A 25059-nucleotide genomic window follows, 5' to 3' on the forward strand; every position below is an offset into this window, starting at 1 on the left:
GTATTGTCTCAAGCAGATTACAGCAGGGAGATTGAGCTACCCGACGTTTTGGGTGCGCCGCTGACTCTCCATCCGAGTTTATCGTAACAAAATTTAATGGATCGGTTCGTAGTTGCGCTTTAGCGCCGGTTCGTGCAACCCGAAAGACATCTTTAGGGATGGGTTTAGGGGTTTAATTAGGATATCCACCAATAACCTTTCAACAAAACCCCCCCTTCATCAGACTAAACCAATAGTCTAGAGGATTTAGCGGTGAGAGGATATGGAAACGTGGTACAAAGAAGACTTGGCATATATCCACGATGTCGGATTCCGGGATTACGCCCTGAAATCTACACCTGGTATATTGGCAATCCTCGCGCAACACCAAATAAGAGAAGGTTTAGTCGTGGATTTGGGTTGTGGGAGTGGATTGTTGGCGCAAGAACTGGTAAAGGCAGATTATCACGTTTTCGGCGTTGATAGTTCAGAGTCAATGATTGCCATAGCACGAACCCGAGTCCCAGAAGCGGAGTTTCTGGTTGAGTCATTGTTTAATGTAGATATCCCAGCATGTCATGCTGTCACCTCCATTGGTGAATGCCTGAACTACCTGTTTGATAAAAAGAGCGATCGCGCTTCACTAACCCAGCTATTTTATCGTATTTATAGCGCCTTAAAACCTGGGGGTGTTTTGACATTAGTTAGCATTTACCCCTTAGCGAATTAATCCTTGTTGTTGAGCTAATGTGTGATTTAGCACGACCACAGAATTTGCCGATAAATGCCAAGTTTTTACAGTTGAGCTTAGTGTTTTTTTTAGGGCGTCCTGTAATGGTGGAAGCCATTCTTCTTTATGTCCATTGATCACTAATAGTAAGCGAAAATCAATTTTTTCTAAATCGAGTGTCTGAAAGAGAGAAGGTAATTCTGTCCATGTTGCATGGCGTTTTAAGCAAGTTGCCATACAGAGATTCAGCCCGTTCGTCAATTTCTCTCGGATTTCTTCGATAAAATCGTCAAACCCTGGTTGTGTTTCAGGACGAGGTGAGCTGGATTTTGCTTCAATAATCCATACCTTTGGTGAATTGGGAGGATATAGCAACAAAAGCTCTGCTATCTTAACGCCCTCCTGGATGTCTTGGTAGGTTTGACTTTTTTCAATATGGAAGCAATGTCCTTCTGGATAAGATCCGAACGTCATTCCAGATTCAATAATCGGTTGAGTGGTCATTGAAAAGCCAGCCCCACTTCTTCTTTGTAAAGTTGGATAGATTCATCAATGATAGGATTACTCGGCAAACCATCTTTTAGATCGGCAATAGTCCACTGTTCAGGATTAGTTGAAATTATTTTGATTGAGATTTCATTGTGTTGTTGAGCGATGAGAAATAATTTTTTGATTACAAAGTAAGAGTGACTTGCCATGAAAAACTGGATTCCACACTCCGCTAACATAGCGATGATGTCAAGTAATTTGGAAATGGCGTTTGGATGCAACGCCGCTTCTGGCTCGTCAATAAAAATGATGGATTGCGGATCAAGATAGCGGTTTCCGAGTAAAGTATCGAGAATCGAAATTTTCTTGATGCCTTCTGCCGTCACTCCCATAGAGAACTTTTGATGTCCTTTTTTAAAGTGCCAAATTCCTGAACTTTCGTCATACTCAATTTTGCCGTCTAAAATATCTTTTAGGTTTCTTCGCGATTCAGCAAATTCTCTATACTTTTTGCCAACTTTAGGACGTTGACGTAAGGCACGGGCTAGATCTAGGTAGGTATCATCAAACCCAAAAGTCTTGTCTTGTTCACGAGATTCTAAAATAATTGAGTGCAGAGAAAGAACTTCTTTAGCGGGTAAAAAAATTGAGTTACTCTCGCGGGGTGTAACATGATTGTCTAAGTTTTGAATAGTCTTGGTTGTATCTCTGCCAAAAGTATAGATAAATTTTTGATGGTTAACATTAATCTGGAATGATAAAGGTTCATCCGCTCCTTTTCTCACGAGTTCGCCGATTTTTACCGTCTCGAATGTCCAGTAAAGTTTGTCTGCCAGTATTTCTTCAGCGCTGCGCGGTTCATTGCCCCGTTTATAGGTTTCCAAGGTTCGCATGGCACTGTAAAGAGCCTTAAGTAATATTGTTTTACCTGTGCTATTTTCACCAATAATTAAGTTAATATTGCCTAATTGTTCGCACTTAAGCTGGTCTATCGGACCAAAATTTTTGAGTTGAAGGCTGTTTAGCATGGGTTATTTCTCTCGACTTTCTGCACGGTAAGTTTAACTCGACAACAGCCAGAGTGGATTAGCTATGCTCTCTTTATGATAATCTGAACAGGTTGATTGAACTGACGTAGGCAAGGGGAAATCGCGGAAGCAGTCATTTATCCGATTAAGTTATAAGCTTTGGCTTTAAGCAAAATCATTAGATGCTCTAACTGCTCATATAAATCAAGTTCTGTTGCTTCAGCTTCTGTGAGTGTTCCTTCTCGGTTTTTGTCTAGCAGCGTGCGGAGACGTTCTTGAGCTTCTGCGGAAACTTTAAAGGTAGTGATTTCTTGAGGAGTAGGGCGGGCGATCAAAAAGTCGAGAACTTCAGTGTATGCAGTTGGAGCATCTGTTGGGTTAGTAACAGATGAGATTTGGTTGGGTAAGGGAATGCTGGGGGGAACGGTTTCTACGAGACGCTGTAGTAATTCCGGGAGACGATCGCGAAGTGGTTCTAGGCGTTGAGCCAGTTCGTCTGGTACTTGAATGGTGAGTTCAGCCATTTTTGCTTTTTCGTGCCTGAAAAACTGTGAGCTGATAACCAGCTTGAATGAGTTATCTTTTCTCTATCTAATGACTCCCATCGTACTCTAAACATCTAATTAGTGCTTCTAAGATCCTAATCCAAACACTTGCTTGAGATTTGGTGGCAGATCAAATGCTGTGTCCATTCCACTAGCATCATCCCATCTTGTTTCTATATTCCAGATTATTCCTCCTAGGAATGCACGACTAATGTTAGCACTACTGAGGTTGGCATCTCGGAGGTCAGCACCTCGGAGAATTGCACGACTAAGAGATCCATATTTCAGGTTAGCTCCCATTAGATCAGTACTAGGGAGTTCAGCACCACTTAGATTAGCACCACTTAGATTAGTATAACGGCAGGATGCATGATTTAGAAATGTCTGATTCAGTTGGGTACTACTGAAGTCAGCACGATCCAAATTAGCACCTCGTAGTTCAGCATTGCTGAGATTAGCTTCTCGGAAGTTAGATCCCGTCAAGTTAGCACGACTAAGATTAGCATGGCTGAGTTCGGCACTACTGAGATTAGCGCTGCGGAGATCAGTACCACTTAGATTAGTGTTACTGAGATTAGCGTTACTCAAGTTGACTCCCCGCAAGTCAGCATTACTTAGGTTAGCATTACTAAGATTAGCGCTACATAGATTAACCCCCTGAAGGTCAGCGCTATGTAAATCCACACCACTTAGTTCTGCATGGCTCAAAAATATTCCTACAGTCTGCACAAATGCATCAATTCCAATACAGTAGCTGTAGCCAATAATCCGCCGTAGTCGAGAGCTGTCAAAATCATCATGATCTGGCTGACCACAGGGATAAAAATAAACTGTTTTTTTCAGATTTTCTTTGTCTTGAGCAAGGCGATGTAAGTCTAAAAGTAAAATTAATATATTTAGACCTGTATAAATATCTACGGTGTGAATATCTGCCAATCGCTGTCCCACGAAAAATTTCGGATCTTGCCCTTGCTGCTTTTTGGTTAAAGGAAAGTTTTTCTCGATTGTATCAACATCAATAAAATCTCCATCACACCAACGAAAATAGAAATCCTCTAGGCGTTCAAATAGGATACCTGTATCGATTGTCTCACTGGTATTTAACCAAGCGCTCAGATATTCTACAATATCTGGCGTCAGCCCTCCATAACCCAGTAGGTCATAAATTTCCCAATTCATATCATCTCTCGATACTTCATACGAGGTTTGACGCTTGCCTCCTTTTATTGTCCATGCTTCTAAACTTTCTCGCAGCCGCTCAGCAAACAAAAAATCACTAAAGCTTTTGTGTACAAACTCAACTGAACCATCTCGTCCACTGGTCGGTTGTAAGTAAAAAGTGGCAAGAATATTTCTCAGAGGATTTTCCTTGTCTTGAGTCTGTGATCTTTCTAAAGCTTGAGTATACTCTTCACCTTGGCGACGTAACCGTTGTTCAATCATGGCGATTGATGCATATTCTCCACCAGACTGAACTACACATAGTCCAGCTTCAGCCAGAATTCTTCGCAAATTTTGTACATCTAATTCTGTTAGTGCGGTATTTAAATTGTACCCTTGGTCAGATCGTTGTTTAGTGAGAACCCAATTAAGAGACTGTTCATAAATCAAAATCTTGGTTTCAACACTACTACCTTGCTCAAACATTTCATTATTTAACTGATTATCCCGATGCATGGCTGCCAAGAGATATAGTAATAACGGCTCTCTAGCCAATTCTCGTACTCGGTCTGGCAAACGTTCATCTTGTAAAAACTGGCGAAATGCCGTCGTTTTTTCAGTTCCTACCTGAATTCGCCACTTATCAAGCCATTTTTTCTGGCTTTTGTCATCCATGGGTATGATTTTCACACGCTCCAGATTATTTGGAATCGACAGCTCAATGCTTGGACTCTGTAAGGACAAGGATCTACCGGTGATCAAAACTCTGTGTCCCTTTTCACTATTCTCTTGACAACGTTGTTGAAATTTTGCCACTTGGGTGATGAATTGTTTTAATCCTCTATCACTTCTCCCTTGCAATAGCAATTCATCGAAGCCATCCAGCAAAAACAAAAATCGAGTATTGCCATCTGTTAACCAACCACTATCACTCGTAGCAAAATCCCAGCCGATAGCTGTTTGTAGAGTCTTTTCTAAATCCTTGTCAAAAGTTGTGATATCGCGTAACCGGATTAAAATCGGTATCCAGATGGGATACAAGTGCTGTCTGACCCAATCGGCAAACATGCGACAAAATACACTCTTCCCCCGTCCAGGTCCACCTTCAATGAACATGACCTGATTTTGTTTACCAGAATCTTCAAGTATCTTCTGCGTCCATTTCTCTATATCAATTGGCTTTGACCTTTCATCTAGTTCACCACTTGGCTTTACAGGTTGCACTTTCAGCGATACATAGATATCTTGGAACGTAAATTCTTCATCAAATACTCGCTCAATTGGCTTCTGCTTGATTTGCCTATCTAGATAGTTGTCAATACTCTGATATTTTGCCAAGTCTCGCCGCCAGCCATCACGATACAAGTCGGCTAGGCGTTTGACTGAATCTCCTGCCTCAACTAAGGCTTGTATCATATATCGGTGAGTACCGTGAGCAACCCGCCTTGATAAAAGCTGGGCTTGAGTTTTATTTAGTCCTGCCTGACAGAACCGAGCGGTTAACACCTTGTTGAAATCGTGCGCTAACTTGGATTCATGAAAGCACAAAAGTGCTTTTTTTGCTTCTGACTCATCCAACTCAAGCTTCTGACCTAAACGTCTAATCTGCTTGACGATTTCTGCTGAAGTTCGAGTTTTCCCAATTCGGTTTAACTCTGACAAAGTGTGTTCAGGTAAAAACTCATAAGTTTTCTGTAAACTTTCTAAATATGCCGCTTGGCTCACAAATGCCACACACTCTTCTAGAGAGAGTTCTCGCTTAGTTTGTTTCAGGTAAAATGCTAGTAGTCCTGTCGCCAATGGGATGAACGGTAAGCTTGCCCCCAGAATTTGAGCTGGAGGTGAGTTTAGTACCTCTAATAGTGAGGAAATTTTCCCCATCCATGGGTCTAATTGCTGGACGTTGCTCCCTTCTTCTTTGAGTGTCTTCGCCAAATCCAAAACGGCTTTTGCCGCCTCGGTTCCACTCTTTAGTGTTTCTGAACCACTCGTTACTTGATCGACTGAAAACAACTGATCAACGTCAGTATTCAAAACCTTCCAGACGTTTTTCCAAAGCTTGCTTGCCATGGCTACTTATACTATTGATGACCCATTCTCATAGGGTAGCTACTTTTTCTCTTGGTTGTCACCCTCCACAAACTTTGACAACTAAGAGGAGTCAAAACAAAAAATGTATCATATAATACAAAAATCGGTCGTTCTGCCTTGTCCTCCTGATCCTCCGCTCCCCTAACGTCTTAACCAAACACTCCTCAATCTCCTGAGCTTCAGCAAAATTTTCACCTTGCTGTCTCCAGAAGGATAAGCTATAGTAAAGAGAAAATCTGTGAGTCACAACCTCCATTTGGTATTACACTAGTTGTATTACACAGTTGCCGACTTTTGAAACGACTATATATCATATCCGTTTTTTTTAATGCGTACAATTGCAATCCATACGTCAAAGGGAGGCGTTGGCAAAACGACTTTAGTGGTTAACCTTGCTTATGAGATAGCCAAACTTAACTATAGGGTTTTAGTGGTTGACTTGGATGATCAAGCTAATGCTAGTCTTTCTTTAGGGGTTAACAAAGCTGATCAATTAGATCAAGCTTCTAGTTTTGAAGAATTTAAAATAATTTTAGAGACTTTCAAGGAAAGAAAAGAACTCATAGATTTTTTATGTGACTACGAGTTACCCAGGTTTGATTACCAAGAATATATAAGACCATCTGCTCTAAATGCAGATCTAGAAAATATATCTACCTGTAGTGGTCTAATCGACGTATTACCGGGTAGTTATCAAACTACCGATCAGGCAATTAGTAAATTTATAACGCCGCAAACACGACTGAATACAGCACTTCAGACACCAGGCATCGCTAATAATTATGATTATGTAATCATTGATACACCTCCCAGTTCAACGGATATTGCGAAGGGGGGCTTAATTGCAGCTCAGTACCTACTTATTCCAACTCAGCTAGAATATCTATCAGTATATGGGATCAATACACCACTAGATTTCCTGCGCCAGGTTCGACAACAATTTGCGAATAGAGGTATGGTTCTGGGAATAGTTCCCATGATGACGCAAAAAAGATCACGACTTAATAGTATGGTTAGACAGTTACTGAAAAAACGACTTGAGACGGAGGATAGCATACCCATATTGCCAGAAATCCATCGCTCTGACTATATTAGCCAAGCGTCGAGGGCACGTAAGCCGATTTCTTTATTCGCTCAACAGCAATCGAAAGCTGAAAATATCGCCAAAGAATTTATCGACTTGACTCAAAAAATTTTAGAAAGAATAGAGGTTATTGAAAAGGACAATAAAAATGATTGAAGATTTAAAAAAAATTGAAACGAAACCCTATTTAGTTGCCGTGAACCAATTAGAGGTTCCTCCGGGTAAACCGGAAGTTTCAAAAGCAGAACTTGAAAATATTTCACAAGCATTAAAAACATGGAGCACTAATTTTTCTCTTCCGATTGCTTGCTTAACGGATCAGGACAATAGCTATCGTCTCTTGACGGGTTTACCTATCTATCAAGCGGCTGTAAATGCAGGAATGCAGCGAATTTGGGTATTTTTGATTTCGGCAGATCAGAGGGACACTGAAAAAGCCATTGAACAAGCTCTGTTACAGTCAAAACTCAATCAAATTATTCTTGATTCTCAAGATATGACTAACTTTATAAATTTCCTGAATGATCATAAATCTGATCTTACTCAAATTTATGGTATTGGGGATAATTATGCCAAGCAAATTATTAGTAAACGCCCTTATAAGGATCTAAAGGATTTGCAAAAAAAACATGGTAATAAGCGACCCTTGAATTGGGCAAAAGGCTACAAAAAGATGAAAACTGAAATTTAGATTAACTTCATAGAGATACTGGCTTTAAGCAAAATCATCATCTGTTATAACGCCTCATATAAATCAAGTTCTGTTGCTTCAGTTTTTGCGAGTGTTACTTCTGTTCTTTTTTTGTCTGTGAGGTACACCCAAATGTAGGGGCGACTGTAGGGGCGCAAGGCTTGCGCCCTTATCCCTGTACCTCCTCCATAGTCTCATCTAACTTATGCCGCAATTGCATCTAAAATATCTTGCAGTCGTTCAGCCTCTCGCCTCATAGCATCACAGCTTCATGCAAAATGCGATCGCGACTGCGTTCTTTCAACATATCCACCGTAGCAATATCAACCTTGCGATTGAGTAGCTGTTCTAAATCAATTAATAGTCCTCCGGGAAACCAGGGGGTGATTTTTGCTAAGTCATAGTCAACCAAAAAATCAATATCACTGTCTTCCGTTGCTTCTCCCCGCGCCACCGAACCAAACACCCGCACGTTGTAGGCTCCATGCTTTTGGGCAATAGCCAGAATTTGCAAACGCTGATTGTGTAACAAATCTTTAATGCCTAACCCTGTTTTGCTAGTCATGCTGCTACTCTTGGTCAACTAATTCATCCTCCTCTGACTCATCCAGATACAACCTAATGAACTCCTCGGCTGCCGCTGAATTAATTTTATTCAGTCCTTTTCTAATTTGGAGGATAGCATCACCGGATGGATCTCGATTTTCATTAACCCAACGGTTGATACTGGAACGTCCAATACCCATCGCCACCGCCAACTTATTTTGGCTAATGCGATAGGTATCTAACACCTGCTTTAACACTGTGCCTGCTTTTCCCATGCCTGAGATTGTGTCAAAGGCTGACAACCGGGTAAATGGTTGACAAAGCCCGTTCCCTACAACGATTCCTCACCCTCATCTAACTCATCCAGATACAACCGAATAAACTCCTCGGCTGCCGCCGGATTAAGCTTATTCAGCCCTTTCCTAATTTCGAGAATGGCATCACCTCCTGGATCTCGACTCTCATTGACCCAGTGGTGAATTGTTGATCGCCCAATACCCATTGCCACCGCCAACTTATTTTGGCTAATGCCGTAGGCTTCCAACACCTGTCTTAGCGCTTTTCCTGCCTTTCGCATGGTTTCTATAGTGCCAGAGGCAAATGACTCATCCAAATACAAGCCAATAAACTCCTCGGCTGCTGCCGGATTAATCGTATTCAGTCCCTTCCTGATTTCTAGGATGGCATCGCCGACGGGATCGGCAACCTCATAAACCCAGCGGTGAACATTAGAACGTCCCACTTGCATTACCACGGCTAACCGATTTTGGGTAATGCCATAACGTTCCAAGACTTGTTTGAGTGCTTTGCCTGCTTTTCCCATGCCTCAGATTGTGTCAGAGGCTCATAACTGAGTAAATGTTCCATATATGGAAAACTAAGGTATGATGAAGATGTTCCTTATATGGAACAAAACACAAAAAGCAGTTAAACCCTTATGACACAAGAGTTTCTTCCCAACCCAACCCCCAATCCGCAAACCCCTCTCCCTGCCAATCCACCATCAGAACCCAATCGAGTCCCCCTAAAAGTCTTAGTCATCAGCACTCCCCAAGGTGTCAGTCGCACCATTCACACCTTTTACCGCCTTGGCTACGCCCAAGTCAGTGAATGGAGCAAACCTCAGCCGACTCAAAATCCTGGTGAGGTTATGAGTATCCTGATCCGCCGTATTCAGGTTGACTAATTGGCAGCAAAAATAACCTAACCCCCTTCTGTCGCTAAGAAGGGGGAACCAGACACTCATCTCTAATCACGAATCGTTATGCAACCGCTACGCCACCGCATCAACCCCCAAACCTTTGTCATCACTCTCCGACAAATCGCCAAATACCTGAACATTAACCCAAAGCGCATCCTCAACTGGGAAAAGTGGTATTGTGAAGTTTCAATAAGAATATAGTCATGTTGGGTAATATATAGAAATTATAACTCTCAGACTATGCCAAAAAAGCAGGAATCAGTTATCGAACTGCCTGGAGGTGGTGGAAACAAGGAAATTTGATCGGTCATCAATTTCTGTCTGGTATGATTATCATAACTGTAGAGACTTTGCCTGCAACGTCTCTACATCGGAGGACAACTTGAAACCTGACTTGATAGCTTGTATTTATGTAAGAGTTTCCAGGTGAAAAGCTCACGGAAAATAATGCTACTAGCCCAAAGACATATAATCAAAAAAGGGCATCGTTTTTGGAGGGAGATAGATCGATTATCTTGGCAGTCTAAAAATCTTTACAACTCAGCCAATTATCTCATCCGCCAAAACTGGATTTATGGTCATGGGTATTTGACTTATAATCAGATGGCTTCCTTGATGAAAAATACAGAACAATATAAAGCCTTATCCGCGAAAGTATCGCAGCAAGTTTTAAGAGGATTAGATCGGAACTGGAAATCCTTTTTCGCCGCGAACTCTGAATTTAAAAAGCATCCAGATAAATTTATAGTTAGACCGAAAATCCCCGGCTATAAAGATACCAAAAAAGGACGAAATATTCTAATTTATACGATTCAAGCGATAAGTCAAGTAGCCAGAAGAAAAGGATTGGTCAAGCTATCAGGAACTAACATTGAGTTGACCAGCCAAGTGACTAACCGTATAGTAGAAGTGAGAATTGTCCCCAAGTGCGATTGTTATGTAATCGAGGTAATTTATGAAGAAAAAGAACAGTTATTAACCCCAAATGAAAAGATAGCAGCGGTAGATTTAGGCATAGATAACTTGATGGCTGTAACTTCAAATCAACCGGAGTTTACTCCTTTGTTGATTAATGGCAGACCGTTAAAAAGCCTAAATCAATTTTATAACCAACGTCGAGCGAAGTTACAATCTCTGTTAAAAGGCAATCAGCAAAGTTCTCAGAGAATTCGCCGTTTAACTCGTTGCCGTAATCAGAAGATAGATAATTATCTTCATCGAGCTAGTCGTTATTTAGTCAATCTCTTAGTTGACCAAGATATCACCACTTTAGTGATTGGAAAAAATGACGGCTGGAAACAAGAAGTGAACTTAGGAAAAGTCAACAATCAGAAATTTGTGACCGTTCCTCATGCTCGATTAATTGACAGGATTACTTACAAATGTCAATTAGCCGGAATATCGGTGATTCTTCAAGAAGAATCCTATACCTCAGTTTCTAATTTTTTGAATTTAGATCCTCTCCCCGTTTATGGACAGATGACTGAAAAACCCGTTTTTTCAGGAAAAAGAATTAAACGAGGTTTATATCGTACAAATCAGGGGGTTCTTGTTCAATCTGATGTCATAGGTTCCTACAATATTTTACGAAAAGCATTCCCAAATGCGTTTAACCGCTATGGGATAGAGAGGTGCGTAGTTCACCCAAGGAGAATTAATCTCTCAAAGTAAAAGCGAAGGGAATTTCTGCAATGAAATTCAGTCTGTTTATATTTGACTATACTTTTACCAACTATCTCTATGCCAGAATCAAACGCGCCACCCTCACTGAAACGAGAATTGGATCTCCGGGGTGCTATCCTAGTCGGACTGGGTTCGATGGTGGGAACCGGGGTATTTGTCAGTATTGGTATCGCCGCTGGAGTAGCGGGAACATCGGTAATTTTAGCTGTTGCGATCGCAGCCTTACTCGCCGCCTGTAATGGGTTAAGTAGCGCCCAACTTGCGGCGAATCATTCCGTTAGTGGGGGAACTTATGAATATGGGTATCGCTATCTTACCCCTTGGCTGGGCTTTACGGCGGGTTGGATGTTCCTCTTGGCGAAAACAGCATCAGCGGCGACGGCGGCTTTGGGGTTTGCGGGTTATTTGTTAAATGCGTTGCGTCTGGATGCGAATCAATGGTTAGTTCCCATGGCGCTGGTTACAGTAGTTATCTTGACGCTAATTGTCTTAGGGGGAATTCGTCGTTCTAACCTAACTAACCTAATTATCGTTTCCGTTACCCTACTCTCGCTGATGATCTTTATCATCACGGGTTTACCTCACGTCACCCCTGAGAATTTTACCCCCTTTTTCCCCACCGACACCTCAGATAAAAGTGCGATCGCGTCTTTACTTCATGGCAGTGCTTTAATGTTTGTGGCATATACTGGCTATGGTCGAATTGCCACATTGGGAGAAGAGGTGCATCACCCGCGACGCACTATCCCGATCGCGATTATCTTGACGATGATTGTCACTATGATCCTGTATATGGCAATCGCCGCTGTGGGTGTGGGTTCTGTGGGTGTGGATATCCTTAGCGCCGCCACCCAATCAAACGCCGCCCCTCTGGAAGTCGCTTCTCGCCAATTTGGGATTCCCCTTGTTCCCCCATTCCTCGCCCTGGGTGCAATGACGGCGATGGTAGGCGTATTGCTAAACCTGATATTGGGATTATCTCGCGTACTATTGGCTATGGGGCGTCGTCGGGATATGCCCAGAATTGTAGCGCGTCTGAATGCTGCGGGAACCACACCCTATATATCAGTGATTTGTATTGGAGTTGCGATCGCGGCGTTGGTTCTGATTGGTAATGTCAAAACAACTTGGTCATTTAGCGCGTTTACCGTTTTGGTTTATTATGCCCTTACCAACCTGTCTGCCCTACGGCTATCTACCCAAGAACGACTGTATCCCAAATGGATCGCTGGGGTAGGATTAGCCGGGTGTCTCGTCTTAGCCTTTTGGGTGGAACCACAAATTTGGTTGATTGGTCTGGGATTAATTGTAGCCGGATTAGTCTGGAAAACGATAGTATTGCCATTGGCTTTAGGTTCACGAAATCACTAATTCAGTGCAGCGATGATCGGCGATAAGGTGTCAGTAGGTGAAAAGGGGAAACGATTGTCCGGAGTCACAAAGAGACGCCGCAGACGAATCCGGAAAAAATCATCAGCCAATGGCTGTTTGGTTGCATTAGGTACGATCGCCGCATTAATCGCCACAGGTGCGATCGTTACTGGGGGGATATGGCTAGGGATTCGCCTGATAATAGATCCCAATGCGGCGATCTGGCTGAATCGCATTTTACCCGGATGGACACGTATTCCTATCGCTGATGCTTCACCGCCGCAAACCCTGGCAATGATACGCGACGAATTGCGCCAAAATGAGTTAATCGCGGGAGAACTTGTATCCCTCAATACAGGACAACCCTATCGAGAAACCCCTATTCTATTACCCATCTTAAAATCTAAGCCGAACTGTCAAACCAATTGCCAAAAAATTGTTGAACTGAGACTCTATCAACCCATCGAATTTCAGCAAGCCGAACTTGCTTACCAATTGGTCACTCAGCTTGCGATCAAGGAACCGGAAGAATATTTTGTCCTCTCCTCCACCGACGCGATTACTGGGAGTGCATCTCGTTCCTTAGCCTTTACTCGATTTAACCGTTTAGAAAATCAGGCACCCGCCACAGGATTTTGGTTTAACCTCTGGGGAGTTCGTCTCACCGATGAATCCCCGAAAACTTATGGACAAATCCTCCATTACAACCCCGAACAAATGCACCTGAGTGTTATGCTGGACTGGCAAAGTCCCACCGATAAACCCCCCTATTGGCAACAAGTCACCGGGGAATCCACCCCAGAATTAGTGCTTGATCAAACGGTGGGATTAGAACCGAAATTCCAGGTATACCAGGTTCAACCCCGCCAGTTTCTCCTCAATCCAATTCAACTAACCGAAATTTCACTAAATACCCGGGCTGATGATAGTCCCACCTATCGTAATTCCTTAATGTTAGCCCGGAATGGGTTATGGTCTTGGGCATATCGACGATTGCAACAAGAACAGAAAAACACGGAGTCGGCGACAGTTCAAGCGCAACTAGACGTGATTCGACTTCATGCCCAATTTACTGAAGCCCAAGCCAACCAAACTTGGGCAAGTCAAGGACAACAAGTTCTCGCCTATCTGATTGATGGACGCTGGACAGATGGCTTACAGGTATTTCAAACCGCCGCCGTTAATGGTTCCGCCCAAGATATTGCTAATTTACTCAAAACGGATACCGAGAGATTATGGCGACGGGTAGAAGCTGCCCTCAATATTAGTCCCAATGATCGCACCGTAAAAACTTGGGGGGCTTTAATTCTCGCCGCCCAAGAAGGGCGGGCGGAAGCTGTCTCTTGGTTGCAGCAACTTCCACCCTCTGAATCAGAATCCGATCAGCCTCAACCTAACAATAATGCCCAAATTTATGCCTACCTGGATTATCTGGATACTGCATTAGCAGAGGTTCCAGCCATCATCCCTCATTTAAGTCAAATTGTCGGCACAGCACAATCAGTGGAAACTGTCAAGCCTGAAGAATGGCGACAACCGGAAGTGGGAAATAGTACAGCAACATTTCCCGTCACTTTAACCGCCCCAGCTTCAGGATTCCAAAAAGCCCCCCAAGAGGTTTGGTATCAGGTAGAAGTCGCGGCGTTTAATGATGGTCAACGCTGGCGTCAAACACCATTTACCGATTTACAATTGTCCACAGTTGGTGCAACTCAGCGTCTTTGGCAATATCTGGGTTTAGACACTGATCCATACCTGCAAATTGCCGTCTGGTCAGCGGAGGGACGCCAGGAGACGATCGTGGCGACGGTTCAAGGGGTGTCCTATCAAGACGGAGTGATTCAGCTTTTAGCCACAGGACAAGCCTTACCCAATAGAGAAAATAGTCGTCCTATGGCATATTCTCAAACCGCGCTGCGTTGGCTAGAACCGGGTTCAATTAGCTTATCCGATTTAAACCAACTGCAACCGCAATGGGTAGCGGCGATTTTACCAACACTGTGGCAGGAATTAGTTAAAAGTGGCAAGCGATCGCCCGAAGTCGAACCCACGATTCCGATGATGCTGCAAGAGATTGGACATTGGTTAGTACAGCCTCTGGATTTGACTGGGAATGATGAACCGGAAGCCGTTTTAACCCTGTATGAGGATCTATCGAGTACCAATCAAACCCTAAATATCAAACGCCCAGACACAAACACGCAGGAGTATAAACCCCGGACATTAATATTTTCGGAGAAGGGGGCGTTACTCTACAGTGAATTTTCCACCCATGGGAATACATCACTAACTGCGATCGCGGATTTGGGGGATGGCGGAACGGCGGCGTTAGTTTTGGCGGGTGAGAATAAGTATAGGCTTAAGCGTTGGTCAGATCAGCGTAAACGTTTTGAGTAAGTAGTCGGACTGGCATAAAACGGTACTGTATTAAGTTTTGTAAATTAACCTCAAACCTTTACTGTTCCCTGTTCCCCGTTCCCTGTTCCCTAATCTCAACCGTTAACTTTAAAAATGATCGAACAATATCGTACCTACATCCAACAGTTATTAAGTGACTATGCGAAAGGAAGTCCATCGGATGACGAAGTGCAAACCGAACTAATTTTTGACAAAGAACGGGATCATTATCAGGTTGTTTATACGGGTTGGAAAAATCGCCAACCGATGTATGGGTGCGTATTGCATCTGAATATTAAAAATGGGAAAATTTGGATACAGTATGATGGAACGGAAATTGGTATAGCCAATGAATTGGTCAACTTAGGTGTCCCCAAAGAGGATATTGTTTTGGCATTTCATGAACCTTTTGTGAGGCAATATACAGGGTTTGCTGTGGGTTAATTCAACCTGTAGAGGTGACCTGCTTGCACGAATTAACAACCAGCGATAATAGAAACTTGGCACAATAAAACATAACTAAGATTATTAACCCTCTATGACGACCACCGTACAAACCGCCAATCATCAAGAGTTAGTCGGCTTGATCTGGAGTATCGCCGATAAGCTGCGAGGTCCCTACCGCCCCCCTCAGTATCGTCAGGTGATGTTACCGATGATTGTGCTGCGTCGTCTTGATTCTGTCCTAGAACCCACTAAGGAAGCCGTTCTAGCAGCCAAGACTAAGTATGAGAAAGTCTTGACGGGGGAGGCGTTTGAGAAGGCGATCGCGAAAGTTGCGATCGGGGAGAATCGCAAACAGCCTTTATATAACCTCAGCGAGTTTACCTTTAAGAAGCTTTTGGGGGACTCGGAAGGATTAGCGGATAACCTCCGCGCCTATATTAATGGCTTTTCTCCCTTGGCGCGGGACATCTTCGATAAGTTTGACTTTGACAAGCAGATTCAGAAACTCGATGAAGCCAATCGCCTCTATGAAGTGATGCAGGCGATCGCGAGTCCGGATGTGGATTTGTCTCCGGCGCACCTCTCTAACCTACAAATGGGGTATTTGTTCGAGGAGTTGGTGAGGAAGTTTAACGAACAAGCTAACGAAGAAGCCGGAGACCATTTTACCCCCCGTGAAGTGATTCGCCTGATGGTAAATTTGGTTTTCTGTGAGGAAGAGGTTGTCTTTAAAAAAGGGATTTACCGTACCGTGTACGATCCCACGGCGGAAGGGGAATGCTATCTGTAGCCGAGGAACATATTAAACGGCAAAACCCAGAGGCAAATTTGGCATTATTTGGGCAAGAATATAACCCCGAATCCTACGCCATTTGCTGTTCTGACCTGCTGATTAAAGATGAACCGATTAACAATCTTGTTTATGGGGACACATTAGGACTCAAAGACGCCAAGCAAAAGAGTAATAACTTTGTCCCCCACGATGGTCATAGCGATAAACAGTTTCACTATATGTTTGCTAATCCTCCCTTTGGGGTGGAGTGGAAACCAGAGAAAGATTTCATCGAGTCTGAATATCAAACCCTGGGGTTTAAGGGTCGCTTTGGCGCAGGTTTACCCCGGATTAATGATGGGTCGCTGTTGTTTCTCCAGCACATGATTTCTAAGATGTACCCTGCACCGGAGGCGGAGGGAGATGGGTCACGCATTGCTATTGTGTTTAATGGTTCACCTTTATTTACTGGGGATGCGGGGAGTGGGGAGAGTAATATTCGCCGTTGGATTATCGAAAATGATTGGCTGGATGCGGTGGTGGCGTTACCGGATCAGATGTTTTATAACACGGGAATTTTTACTTATATTTGGTTGGTGACGAATAAGAAAGCATCCCACCGGAAAGGGAAGGTACAGTTAATTGATGGGACGCACCATTACCAGAAAATGAAAAAGAGTCTGGGGGATAAGCGAAATGAGTTATCCCCTGACCATATCGCGGAACTGGTGCGACTTTATGGGGATTATCAGCATAATGGGATAAGTAAGGTGCAGGTTGATGGGGAAAGCCAAGAACGGGTTTGTTCTAAGATTTTTGATAATCGGGAGTTTGGTTTTCTTAAGATTACGGTAGAACGTCCCTTACGGCTGAATTTCCAAGTCAGTGAGGAACGCTTGGCGCGATTGTGGGAACAAACAGCATTTCAGAATTTGGCAACCAGTAAGAAGCGCAAAGACGAGAAGGCGAAGCAGCTTGAAATTGAGATGGGGCAAGATTTACAAAAGGAGATTATTGCTGCACTGTATTGCATGGAGGTGAATAAACTTTATTTGTCCCGTGAGGTGTTTGTTAAGGACATGGAGAAGGTCTTAAAACAAGCCGGATTAAAGCTGAAAAGTCCAGTAAAAAAGGCGATTTTAGCAGCATTGGGGGAAACTGACCCAGAAGCGGAAATCTGTCGGGATAGCAAGGGAAACGTTGAACCGGATACCAGTTTACGGGATACGGAGATTGTGCCTTTACCGAGGGATATCCCTTTACCTTTACCGTTGGAGTATGACGGTAAAACGGGATTGGATGGGTTAAATAAATTAGTTAAAGCCCATTGTCTGGCGTATCTGGAGGCGGAGGTATTACCCCATGTCACTGATGCTTGGATTGATTTTGATAAAACGAAGGTGGGGTATGAGATTCCCTTGAATCGGCATTTCTATGTGTATCAGCCTCCTCGCCCCTTGGCGGCGATTGAGGAGGATATTAAGTCTTTAGAAGCGGATATTATGGCGATGTTGGGGGAGGTTGTGTAACATTGGTGGTGATTTACGCTGAAAAGTTCGACAAGGGCAGCTTTTCACCCTCATCCCCTAACCCCTTCTCCCACCCCCCTCGTTCCCCCCTGCGAGGAGGGATGACAAAGGATGCTTCGCTTTTGTTTCATGGGAGAAGGGGAAACATCATATAAAGACGCTTCTGTCATCACATCTGGAATACCGCTTCCCTCTTGCTCCCCTCTCCCAAGCTTGGGAGAGGGGCTGGGGGTGAGGGCTGGCTTGGGAGAGGGGTTGAGCTTAAGTTGACACGGATGGTTGTGTAATGAATCAGCTAAAAGAATCAAAGGGAGACTAACATTATGCAGGTAACGATTAATTTACCGGATAAGTTAACGGCAAAGGTACAAAATAAATGGGGGGATTTACCGCAAGAAATTCTCCGTCAATTGGTGTTGAAAGCGTTTAAGGAAGGGCTAATTGATTTTGAGGAGTTTCAGGAGTTGGGAACCTTTGCATCTAAAGGGGATTTAAATGAGTTTTTAAAGCAAAATAATATGCTTCATAGTTCGGGGTTACTTAATTTATATGGTTGCTGTGCGGAGGATGATTTCGATGTTGATGATTTAGGGGTAGATAATAGCCTAGATGATGATTTAGAAGGGGTTTTTGATGAGTCGTGACCTTGTTTATTTGTTAGATACTAATGTTTGTATTGTGTATCTTAAAGGAAAGTCCTTACAGGTAAACAGCCGTTTTGACAAGGTTAGTCCCAACAAGATTGCGGTGTGTTCTGTGGTTAAGGCTGAGTTATTCTATGGTTCAATGAAGAGTAATAATCCTCAGAAGTCTCTGAATTTACAACGGTCTTTTTTGAATCAGTTTAGCTCTCTGCCTTTTGATGATAACTGTGCGGAGGTTTACGGAAGGATTAGGGCGGAGTTGGCAAAAGCGGGGACTCCGATTGGTTTTAATGATTTACAAATTGCTTCTATTGCGTTAGCAAATGGCTTAATTTTAGTAACACATAATGTTAGAGAATTTGAACGGATTAAGGGTTTAAAGATTGAGGATTGGGAGGAAAATTAATGGATTTAATTATTTCAGATGAACAGTTGGAAACTATAGAACTTCCGGCTGAGGTGCAGCAAAAAGCCTTACAAAAAGCCAAGGAAGGCTATGTAATGATTTTACTAGAAGCAGGAGAGATTACCAGTAGTCGGGCAGGAAAAATTCTAGGATTTTCTCGTTTAGACGTTATTGAAAGGATGAAACGATGGGGTATTTACCTTGTTGATGATTCTCAAGATTTGGAAGAATTAGCCCAGGAAGTTGAACAGGCAGAATTAATGTTACAGCAACAGAAATCTTGAATGATTATCGTTTCTGCTACAACCCCGATTGGTAGGGGCTTGGTTACCAAGCCCGTTGGTTAAGCTGTCATGCATTTAAATTGGGTATTAGTAGCGAGCAAGATGCAAAGCCTGCGGCATGGCTTCGCTTACAGCGCTTTGCGCTGTAATAAAGTACAGTAAATAAAAGTCCCCCTTTTTAAGGGGGATTTAGGGGGATCGACAATGTACCGCATAGCAGAGCAAACTGCTGTAACGCACTACAATGCTTTCGCCATTATTGACATTAAGGTTTAAATGCCGAACAGCTTACCAAGCCCGTTGGTTACCAAACCCGTACATTGTAGGGGTAGATGATAGCCTTGATGATGAGTTATAAAAGAGTTTGAACGAATTAAAGGGTTAAACATTGAAGATTGGGAGGAAGGTTAATGGGTTTAATCATTTCAGATATATCAATATGATGTAGATGATTTTGAGGTTGATTTACAAAATTTGCAGGAGTTAGGGCGTTTGTGATTATTAGTGATACTTCTGTAATTACTAATCTGATTAGTATTGACCCTATTGAGGATTCTACTTTCGGGATTTCTCCACCTTTGTATAACAAGATTTTGGAATTAGCAGGAGAAAAAAAGGACGAATAATGGGAAAGTATCAGGGGTATGATATCATGTCCGGTCAAACACCCCGAATAAAAACGCCTGAAACCCGTGTTATTACGGCATTGCAATTATGGGCAATCGTCAGGACATGATATGAAAAATATAAGGATTCTGGTGTTGAGTGGTTGGGGGAGATTCCTCAATCTTGGAACATTATCCCTTTTAAGTTTTTGATTGAGACTAGAAAGGGTGTCGCTTTCAAATCATCTGATTTTACAGATATAGGATGTCGGGTTGTCAAGGCTAGTGATATCAAAAACTATTCGATATTAGAAAGCGATACTTACTTAGATAGCTCTTTTAAGAAAGAGTATCCTAAAGCGGTTTTGAGAGAAGGGGAAATAGTTTTAAGGTTATAATTCAGTCCGCGTCGGCGGACTTTGTTTGTGTAGCCGCGATTTTAATCGCCATGGCTGAGAATAAATACTTGAGAACTCTGGAAAAGATTTTTGGATTTTCTTGTAATAAAAATTTGTGAAAGCGACTCCTAAGCAGTTATTCAGAAAGAGATTTGAGACGATAACCTAAACCATGTACCGTTTCAATTAAATCTTCCGGAGCGCCTACGGCTCGAAGTTTGGAGCGCAGGCTTTTGACATGAACCTTAATCGTATCTTCTTTCGGAGGATTATCGATAGACCAAACATGCTCAATAATGGCACTCCGACTCATGATTTGCCGCCCATTACAAATGAGCAATTCTAAAAGACCATATTCTTTGGGAGTCAAGCGTAAAGTTTGATCGCCGTAGCAGACTTCATAAGTCCCTGGATCTAAACGCAATTGTCCCCACTCTAAAATAGGGGGGGAAACCGTTTGCCCTCGTCGCAGTAGCGCTCGAATTCTCGCCAGTAACTCTGGAATATCCAGAGGCTTAACCATATAGTCATCAGCGCCTGCGTCCAAACCGATGACTTTATCCGTACTGGTATCCCGAGCCGTAATCATCAAAACTGGCATCTGATAACCATTGGAACGCAAGCGTTTGCACAAATGAATCCCATCCAATTTCGGCAACATCATATCGAGCAAAATTAGGTCGTAATCGAGGGTATTCACTTGCACCCAAGCCGCCTCTCCATCGGAAACCATATCAACGGCATACCGTTGTATCGCCAGGGCTTCAGCCAAAGCTTCAGCCAAATAAATATCATCTTCGACTAGAAGAATTCTCACTTAAAACATACTATTCCCTTATATGAATTTATCACGAGGTCGCCTCAAAATAAACTTGCTCAAGAGAACAGAGAGCGAATGACCTAGACATCAATTGGCTTAACCGAGTTAAGAATTGTAAAAAATATCAAGCGTTTGCCCCTATTCTATGTAAATAATTCCCTGTTCCCTGGAAGGATTTTAGGTATCCTAATCTAAATGGGGAAACCGCTTAGTTGAAGCCGCGATGCACTAGCTGCTGTTATTTCGGAGGAGAACTCAAATGCCAAAATCTATCGGTATCAAAGTTATTATCGGTGGTTATTGTCTGGCATTATTTATCTTTATAGGGGCTAGTGTCACGTCCTATAGCCACCTAACTCAACTGATGGAAGCTTCCCGATGGATGGACTATAGTGACAAGTTACAGGATTCTCTGCAAGATTTATTGTCTCAGCTCAACAGCGCCTCTGCGATCGCTCAACACCAGCCATGGCTTTTGAAGCAGATCCCAGCGCAAGCACAACTGTTGTTACAAGAACAGTTAGGGGCTGTAGTCACTCAGATCCAGAGAACCCAGTTGAGTCTAATTCTGGGGGATAGTCTCAGCATCGCCATACTTATTGTGCTGGGCGGGTTGCTCCTGAAGCAGCATTCTAGATTCAAAGCCGAGTTAGAGTTAAGTCGCGATCGCCCTCTGTCTGAAACAACTCTAGAACAAATGGCGCAACGAGAGCAACTCATCCTCAGTAGCGCTCAACGCATCCGCCAAACCCTGGATCTGGACACCATTCTCGAAACCACAGTCACCGAAGTCCGAGAATTTCTTGGCGTTGATCGAGTCTTAGTCTATCGGATTTGGTCTGACGGTACAGGAAGTACCGTAGCCGAATCTGTCACTCCGGATACCGCACCCATTCTGGGACAAACGTTTCCGGCTGAAGTATTTCCCGAACAGATGCATCAATTGTACTGTCAAGGACGGATTCGCACCATAGTCAATCCAGAAACCGATGGAGTAACGCCCTGCTTAGTGGAATTCCTCCAGCAGTTAGGTGTCAAATCTAAACTCGTCGTACCCATTCTGCAACAAGAAAAGCTTTGGGGACTGCTGATTGCTCATCACTGTTCTCAACCCAGACAATGGCACTCCTTAGAAATTGACTTACTGTATCAATTAGCCATCCAAGTTACCATCGCCATTCACCAAGCCCAACTCTATCAACAGCTTCAGACGGAATTAATTGAACGTCAATCCATTGAAGCCCAACTGCGTCAAGCCCGTGATCAACTAGAAATCAGAGTTCAAGAACGGACGGCGGAACTGATGCAGACGAACGCTGATCTCCAGACTCAAATCCATGAACGCCGGGAAGCAGAAGCCGCATTAAGAATTAGTGAAGAACGCTTTCGGGTTGCGCTGCATAACTCACCTATCACCGTATTTAATCAAGACACAAACTTGCGTTACACCTGGGTCTATAATCCGGCGAGTCGGATTAATACCGATGCACTAATTGGGAAATCAGAATTAGAAATGTTTGCACCGGAAAATGCCCAAAAGCTAATGCCGATTAAACATCGTGTCTTGACCACAGGAGTCGGTGAGCGCCAAGAGATATCGATTATCGTAGACGGCAAAGTCCGGTACTACGATTTAACCGTAGAACCCTTACAAAACCATACCGAAGAAGTGGTTGGCATTACCTGTGCCGCCACCAACATTACCGAAATTAGGATTCGGGAACAAGCACTGCGAGAAAGTGAACGGTTTATTCAACGCATTGCTCACGCGATGCCAACCGCTTTGTATCTTTATGATTTAATCGAAAAGCGAAATATTTACAGCAATCAACAAATTACTCAAATTATCGGCTACTCCCCGGAAGAAATTCAAGACATGGCACCGACATTTCCGCAAAATCTGATTCACCCCGATGATCAATCTAAATGTACCACTGCCATTAAACGATTTGCTACCGCTAAAGAGGGAGAAATTATTGAGACAGAGTATCGCATCCAACATAAATCCGGGGGATGGCGTTGGTTGTATAGTCGCGAGATGGTGTTCACTCGCACGGCTGATGGTTTACCCCAGCAAATTCTCGGGACTGCTCAAGATATTACAGAACACAAGCAGGCAGAATCAATGCGTCTGGCACTGGCACAAGAGCAGGAACTAAGACAACTCCAGCTTAATTTCTTTGCTATGGCATCTCATGAATTTCGCACACCATTGAGTACTATTTTAGCCAGTGTTCAATTATTGAAATATTACTATCCAGAAGGCTCAGATAATAAAATTTGTCGTAATATTGACCGCATTGAGACAACAGCTAAAACCATGACTCAGCTTTTGGGCGATATCTTAACAATCAGCCGAGCGGAAACTGGAAAACTAGAGTTTACCCCTCACCCACTTGACTTAGAAAAATTTTGTTGGAATTTAGTGGAAGAGATGCAGGTGAATGCGGGAGCAAATTATTCAATTAATTTTGTTAAGCACCATCAACCTTCTATTGTTTGCTTAGATGAAAAGTTATTGCGTTCTATTTTAATCAACTTACTGTCTAATGCAATTAAATATTCCCAGAAAGGTAGTCGAATAGATTTAATATTGACCTGTAGTCAATCCACAACAACGTTTCAAATCAAAGATTCAGGCATTGGGATTCCCGTAGAGGATCAAGAAAAATTGTTTAGTATATTTCATCGCGGTACGAATATTGGCAACATTCCCGGAACCGGATTAGGATTAGCGGTTGTCAAGAAATGTCTAGACATACAAGGGGGTACGATTTCAGTCAATAGTGAAGTAGGAGTCGGTACAACGATGACAATCACAATACCCTTGCCATCGGCATGACTTATACTGAAGTTGAGACTAAGTACCTGGACATAAATTCTATCTGCTGTACTAAGAAACGTTAACAATTTTCAACTCTTTACTGTTCTCTGATCCTTCCTAATCTCAACCGTTAACTTTAATTTTGTCCAACTACTTAGTGCTTGATTTAGGGAAATGAGTGATTTTGCCACCTATCTACACCCACAAACATTCTGTACGTCCAAGCCAATTGAATCAATTTCTTTCATGGGGTATTCTTTTCCCTACTACAACCAAGTTCGACAGGCTCTTGCCCAAGCTCTTGCCGAATATCCTGCACTTCCATTAAGAAAAGCTCAGAGGCGCAATTTCCAGAGCATTCATACTCCTGAGTATCTCCGAAAACTTGCATTAAACGCTCTTGAAAGACCACTAGATGAGGTAAGTGCCGCCCTACCAGAATTGAGTATTGAATGCGAATGCTTGGAGTACGGTTTACCCGGATATCTCTATGGTTTAGGAGGTATGATGGAAGCAATCGATCAGATGAAAAAAGGAAACCTGAAACGTGCCTATTGTTTCAGTATGGTCGGACATCATGCTTACAGTAATTGGGGACACGGTTATTGTCTTTTAAATCCTCTGGCTGCGGCAGCACGATACGCTCAGATGCAAGGATTTGAGAAAATTTTGATGATTGACTGGGATATTCATCATGGAGATGGCACTCAGTCAATTTTTAGCGATGATCCCAGCATTTATTGCATTAGCATTCACAGTGCGGTAGACCTTTATATGGCTAAAGCCTCAGACTTAAAATATGGGACAACGACGGCAGCTAAAGCTGTTGGACACTGTAATATTCCTATTTTAAATACATCGTTTTCTGTTGATATTGTAGAGGAACTGGGACTAACTGGTAAGTTTTACGATGGACATGAGAGCATCGACATTTTTCAGCAATCTCTAGATTGCCTGCCGTGGCAACCGGACTTGATTACTATTTTTTCGGGTTATGACTCACATCGGGATGATTGTGGTAAATGTTCAACAGGTTGGACAAATGCTGATTTCTGCAAACTGACTGAAATTGTATTAGATGCTGCTAAGAGATATAGGTGTCCAGTACTTTCTTCTCATGGAGGTGGCTACCGATTACCAGTTACCGTTGCAGCGGCTGTTGCTCATGTCAAGACTTTAGCAACTTATAGGTAGGGCTTGCTGCACAACCCAGAAACCCTGAGCCATCAATACTTTGAGGCGTATGGACAGTGGATAAAGTGCAAGGAAATGGGGTAGCATCCCTCATAAGTATGACATCACCTTGCTCAGGGAAAATGTACCCTTGCTCCCCC

General features: G+C 43.0%; 20 protein-coding genes and 3 pseudogenes. 14 read left to right on the forward strand and 9 right to left on the reverse strand.

Annotated features, from left to right (window positions below):
• Positions 1–262: 262 nt before the first annotated feature.
• Positions 263–697 (forward strand): annotated as a pseudogene (locus tag RIC07_RS15465) (class I SAM-dependent methyltransferase); the annotation flags it as partial.
• Here RIC07_RS15465 and RIC07_RS15470 read toward each other — a convergent pair.
• The 4 genes from RIC07_RS15470 to RIC07_RS15485 all read right to left on the reverse strand — a co-directional run bounded on the left by RIC07_RS15470 (position 698) and on the right by RIC07_RS15485 (position 6002).
• Positions 698–1213, reverse strand: coding sequence for a hypothetical protein (locus tag RIC07_RS15470; RefSeq protein ID WP_446395311.1), 516 nt, complete (start codon positions 1211–1213; stop codon positions 698–700). It lies immediately after the preceding pseudogene.
• Positions 1210–2226 carry an AAA family ATPase gene (locus tag RIC07_RS15475; RefSeq protein ID WP_446395312.1) on the reverse strand — a complete coding sequence of 339 codons (1017 nt, stop codon included), beginning with the start codon at positions 2224–2226 and terminating at the stop codon, positions 1210–1212. Before RIC07_RS15475 ends, RIC07_RS15470 begins: the two co-directional genes overlap by 4 nt.
• A gap of 137 nt (positions 2227–2363) precedes the next feature.
• Complete coding sequence (locus RIC07_RS15480) at positions 2364–2750, reverse strand: hypothetical protein (RefSeq protein WP_446395313.1); 387 nt, start codon at positions 2748–2750, stop codon at positions 2364–2366.
• A gap of 108 nt (positions 2751–2858) precedes the next feature.
• Positions 2859–6002 carry a pentapeptide repeat-containing protein gene (locus RIC07_RS15485; RefSeq protein ID WP_446395314.1) on the reverse strand — a complete coding sequence of 1048 codons (3144 nt, stop codon included), beginning with the start codon at positions 6000–6002 and terminating at the stop codon, positions 2859–2861.
• Between the two features lie 349 nt (positions 6003–6351).
• On the opposite strand from RIC07_RS15485, the gene RIC07_RS15490 reads away from it, so the two are divergent.
• Positions 6352–7263 carry a ParA family protein gene (locus RIC07_RS15490; protein WP_446395315.1) on the forward strand — a complete coding sequence of 304 codons (912 nt, stop codon included), beginning with the start codon at positions 6352–6354 and terminating at the stop codon, positions 7261–7263.
• On the forward strand, positions 7256–7798 hold the full coding sequence (locus tag RIC07_RS15495; RefSeq protein ID WP_446395316.1) for a hypothetical protein: 543 nt from the start codon (positions 7256–7258) through the stop codon (positions 7796–7798). The genes RIC07_RS15490 and RIC07_RS15495 overlap by 8 nt, the downstream gene beginning before the upstream one ends.
• A 253-nt stretch (positions 7799–8051) precedes the next feature.
• On the opposite strand, the gene RIC07_RS15500 is transcribed toward RIC07_RS15495, so the two are convergent.
• The 4 genes and pseudogenes from RIC07_RS15500 to RIC07_RS15515 form a co-directional block, all read right to left on the reverse strand.
• Complete coding sequence (locus RIC07_RS15500) at positions 8052–8363, reverse strand: nucleotidyltransferase family protein (RefSeq protein ID WP_446395317.1); 312 nt, start codon at positions 8361–8363, stop codon at positions 8052–8054.
• 4 nt (positions 8364–8367) lie between these two features.
• Positions 8368–8619, reverse strand: a complete 252-nt coding sequence (locus tag RIC07_RS15505; RefSeq protein ID WP_446395318.1) for a helix-turn-helix domain-containing protein — start codon at positions 8617–8619, stop codon at positions 8368–8370.
• A gap of 56 nt (positions 8620–8675) precedes the next feature.
• Positions 8676–8921 carry a helix-turn-helix domain-containing protein gene (locus RIC07_RS15510; protein WP_446362883.1) on the reverse strand — a complete coding sequence of 82 codons (246 nt, stop codon included), beginning with the start codon at positions 8919–8921 and terminating at the stop codon, positions 8676–8678.
• Positions 8922–8945: 24 nt separating this feature from the next.
• Positions 8946–9167, reverse strand: a pseudogene (locus RIC07_RS15515) (helix-turn-helix domain-containing protein); the annotation flags it as partial.
• Between the two features lie 114 nt (positions 9168–9281).
• Here RIC07_RS15515 and RIC07_RS15520 point away from each other — a divergent pair.
• The 9 genes and pseudogenes from RIC07_RS15520 to RIC07_RS15560 all read left to right on the forward strand — a co-directional run bounded on the left by RIC07_RS15520 (position 9282) and on the right by RIC07_RS15560 (position 19078).
• A complete protein-coding gene (locus tag RIC07_RS15520; protein WP_446395319.1) occupies positions 9282–9530 on the forward strand; it encodes a hypothetical protein in 249 nt (82 codons plus the stop codon).
• Positions 9531–9992: 462 nt separating this feature from the next.
• Complete coding sequence (locus RIC07_RS15525; RefSeq protein WP_446395320.1) at positions 9993–11216, forward strand: RNA-guided endonuclease InsQ/TnpB family protein; 1224 nt, start codon at positions 9993–9995, stop codon at positions 11214–11216.
• Positions 11217–11285: 69 nt separating this feature from the next.
• Positions 11286–12599: an APC family permease gene (locus RIC07_RS15530; protein ID WP_446395321.1), complete on the forward strand. Its 1314-nt coding sequence runs from the start codon at positions 11286–11288 to the stop codon at positions 12597–12599.
• A 54-nt stretch (positions 12600–12653) separates the two neighbouring features.
• Positions 12654–14996, forward strand: a complete 2343-nt coding sequence (locus RIC07_RS15535; protein WP_446395322.1) for a hypothetical protein — start codon at positions 12654–12656, stop codon at positions 14994–14996.
• A gap of 114 nt (positions 14997–15110) precedes the next feature.
• Positions 15111–15440, forward strand: a complete 330-nt coding sequence (locus tag RIC07_RS15540; protein WP_446395323.1) for an element excision factor XisI family protein — start codon at positions 15111–15113, stop codon at positions 15438–15440.
• A gap of 94 nt (positions 15441–15534) precedes the next feature.
• Positions 15535–17744: pseudogene (locus RIC07_RS15545) on the forward strand (type I restriction-modification system subunit M).
• Between the two features lie 323 nt (positions 17745–18067).
• Complete coding sequence (locus tag RIC07_RS15550; protein ID WP_446395324.1) at positions 18068–18388, forward strand: hypothetical protein; 321 nt, start codon at positions 18068–18070, stop codon at positions 18386–18388.
• Positions 18378–18794: a type II toxin-antitoxin system tRNA(fMet)-specific endonuclease VapC gene (vapC, locus tag RIC07_RS15555; RefSeq protein WP_446362412.1), complete on the forward strand. Its 417-nt coding sequence runs from the start codon at positions 18378–18380 to the stop codon at positions 18792–18794. The genes RIC07_RS15550 and vapC overlap by 11 nt, the downstream gene beginning before the upstream one ends.
• A complete protein-coding gene (locus RIC07_RS15560; protein ID WP_446395325.1) occupies positions 18794–19078 on the forward strand; it encodes a UPF0175 family protein in 285 nt (94 codons plus the stop codon). Before vapC ends, RIC07_RS15560 begins: the two co-directional genes overlap by 1 nt.
• Positions 19079–20217: 1139 nt before the next feature.
• Here the strand turns inward: RIC07_RS15560 and RIC07_RS15565 are convergent.
• The gene (locus RIC07_RS15565; RefSeq protein ID WP_446395326.1) at positions 20218–20898 is read right to left on the reverse strand and encodes a response regulator transcription factor; all 681 of its coding nucleotides are present in this window, start codon (positions 20896–20898) and stop codon (positions 20218–20220) included.
• A gap of 262 nt (positions 20899–21160) precedes the next feature.
• Between RIC07_RS15565 and RIC07_RS15570 the strand changes: the two genes are divergently transcribed.
• Together RIC07_RS15570 and RIC07_RS15575 are read left to right on the forward strand one after the other, a co-directional pair.
• Positions 21161–23743, forward strand: coding sequence for an ATP-binding protein (locus RIC07_RS15570; RefSeq protein WP_446395327.1), 2583 nt, complete (start codon positions 21161–21163; stop codon positions 23741–23743).
• A 156-nt stretch (positions 23744–23899) separates the two neighbouring features.
• Positions 23900–24919, forward strand: coding sequence for a histone deacetylase (locus RIC07_RS15575; protein ID WP_446395328.1), 1020 nt, complete (start codon positions 23900–23902; stop codon positions 24917–24919).
• Positions 24920–25059 lie beyond the last annotated feature (140 nt).

Source organism: Coleofasciculus sp. E1-EBD-02 (assembly GCF_040218245.1).
Classification (GTDB): domain Bacteria; phylum Cyanobacteriota; class Cyanobacteriia; order Cyanobacteriales; family Coleofasciculaceae; genus Coleofasciculus.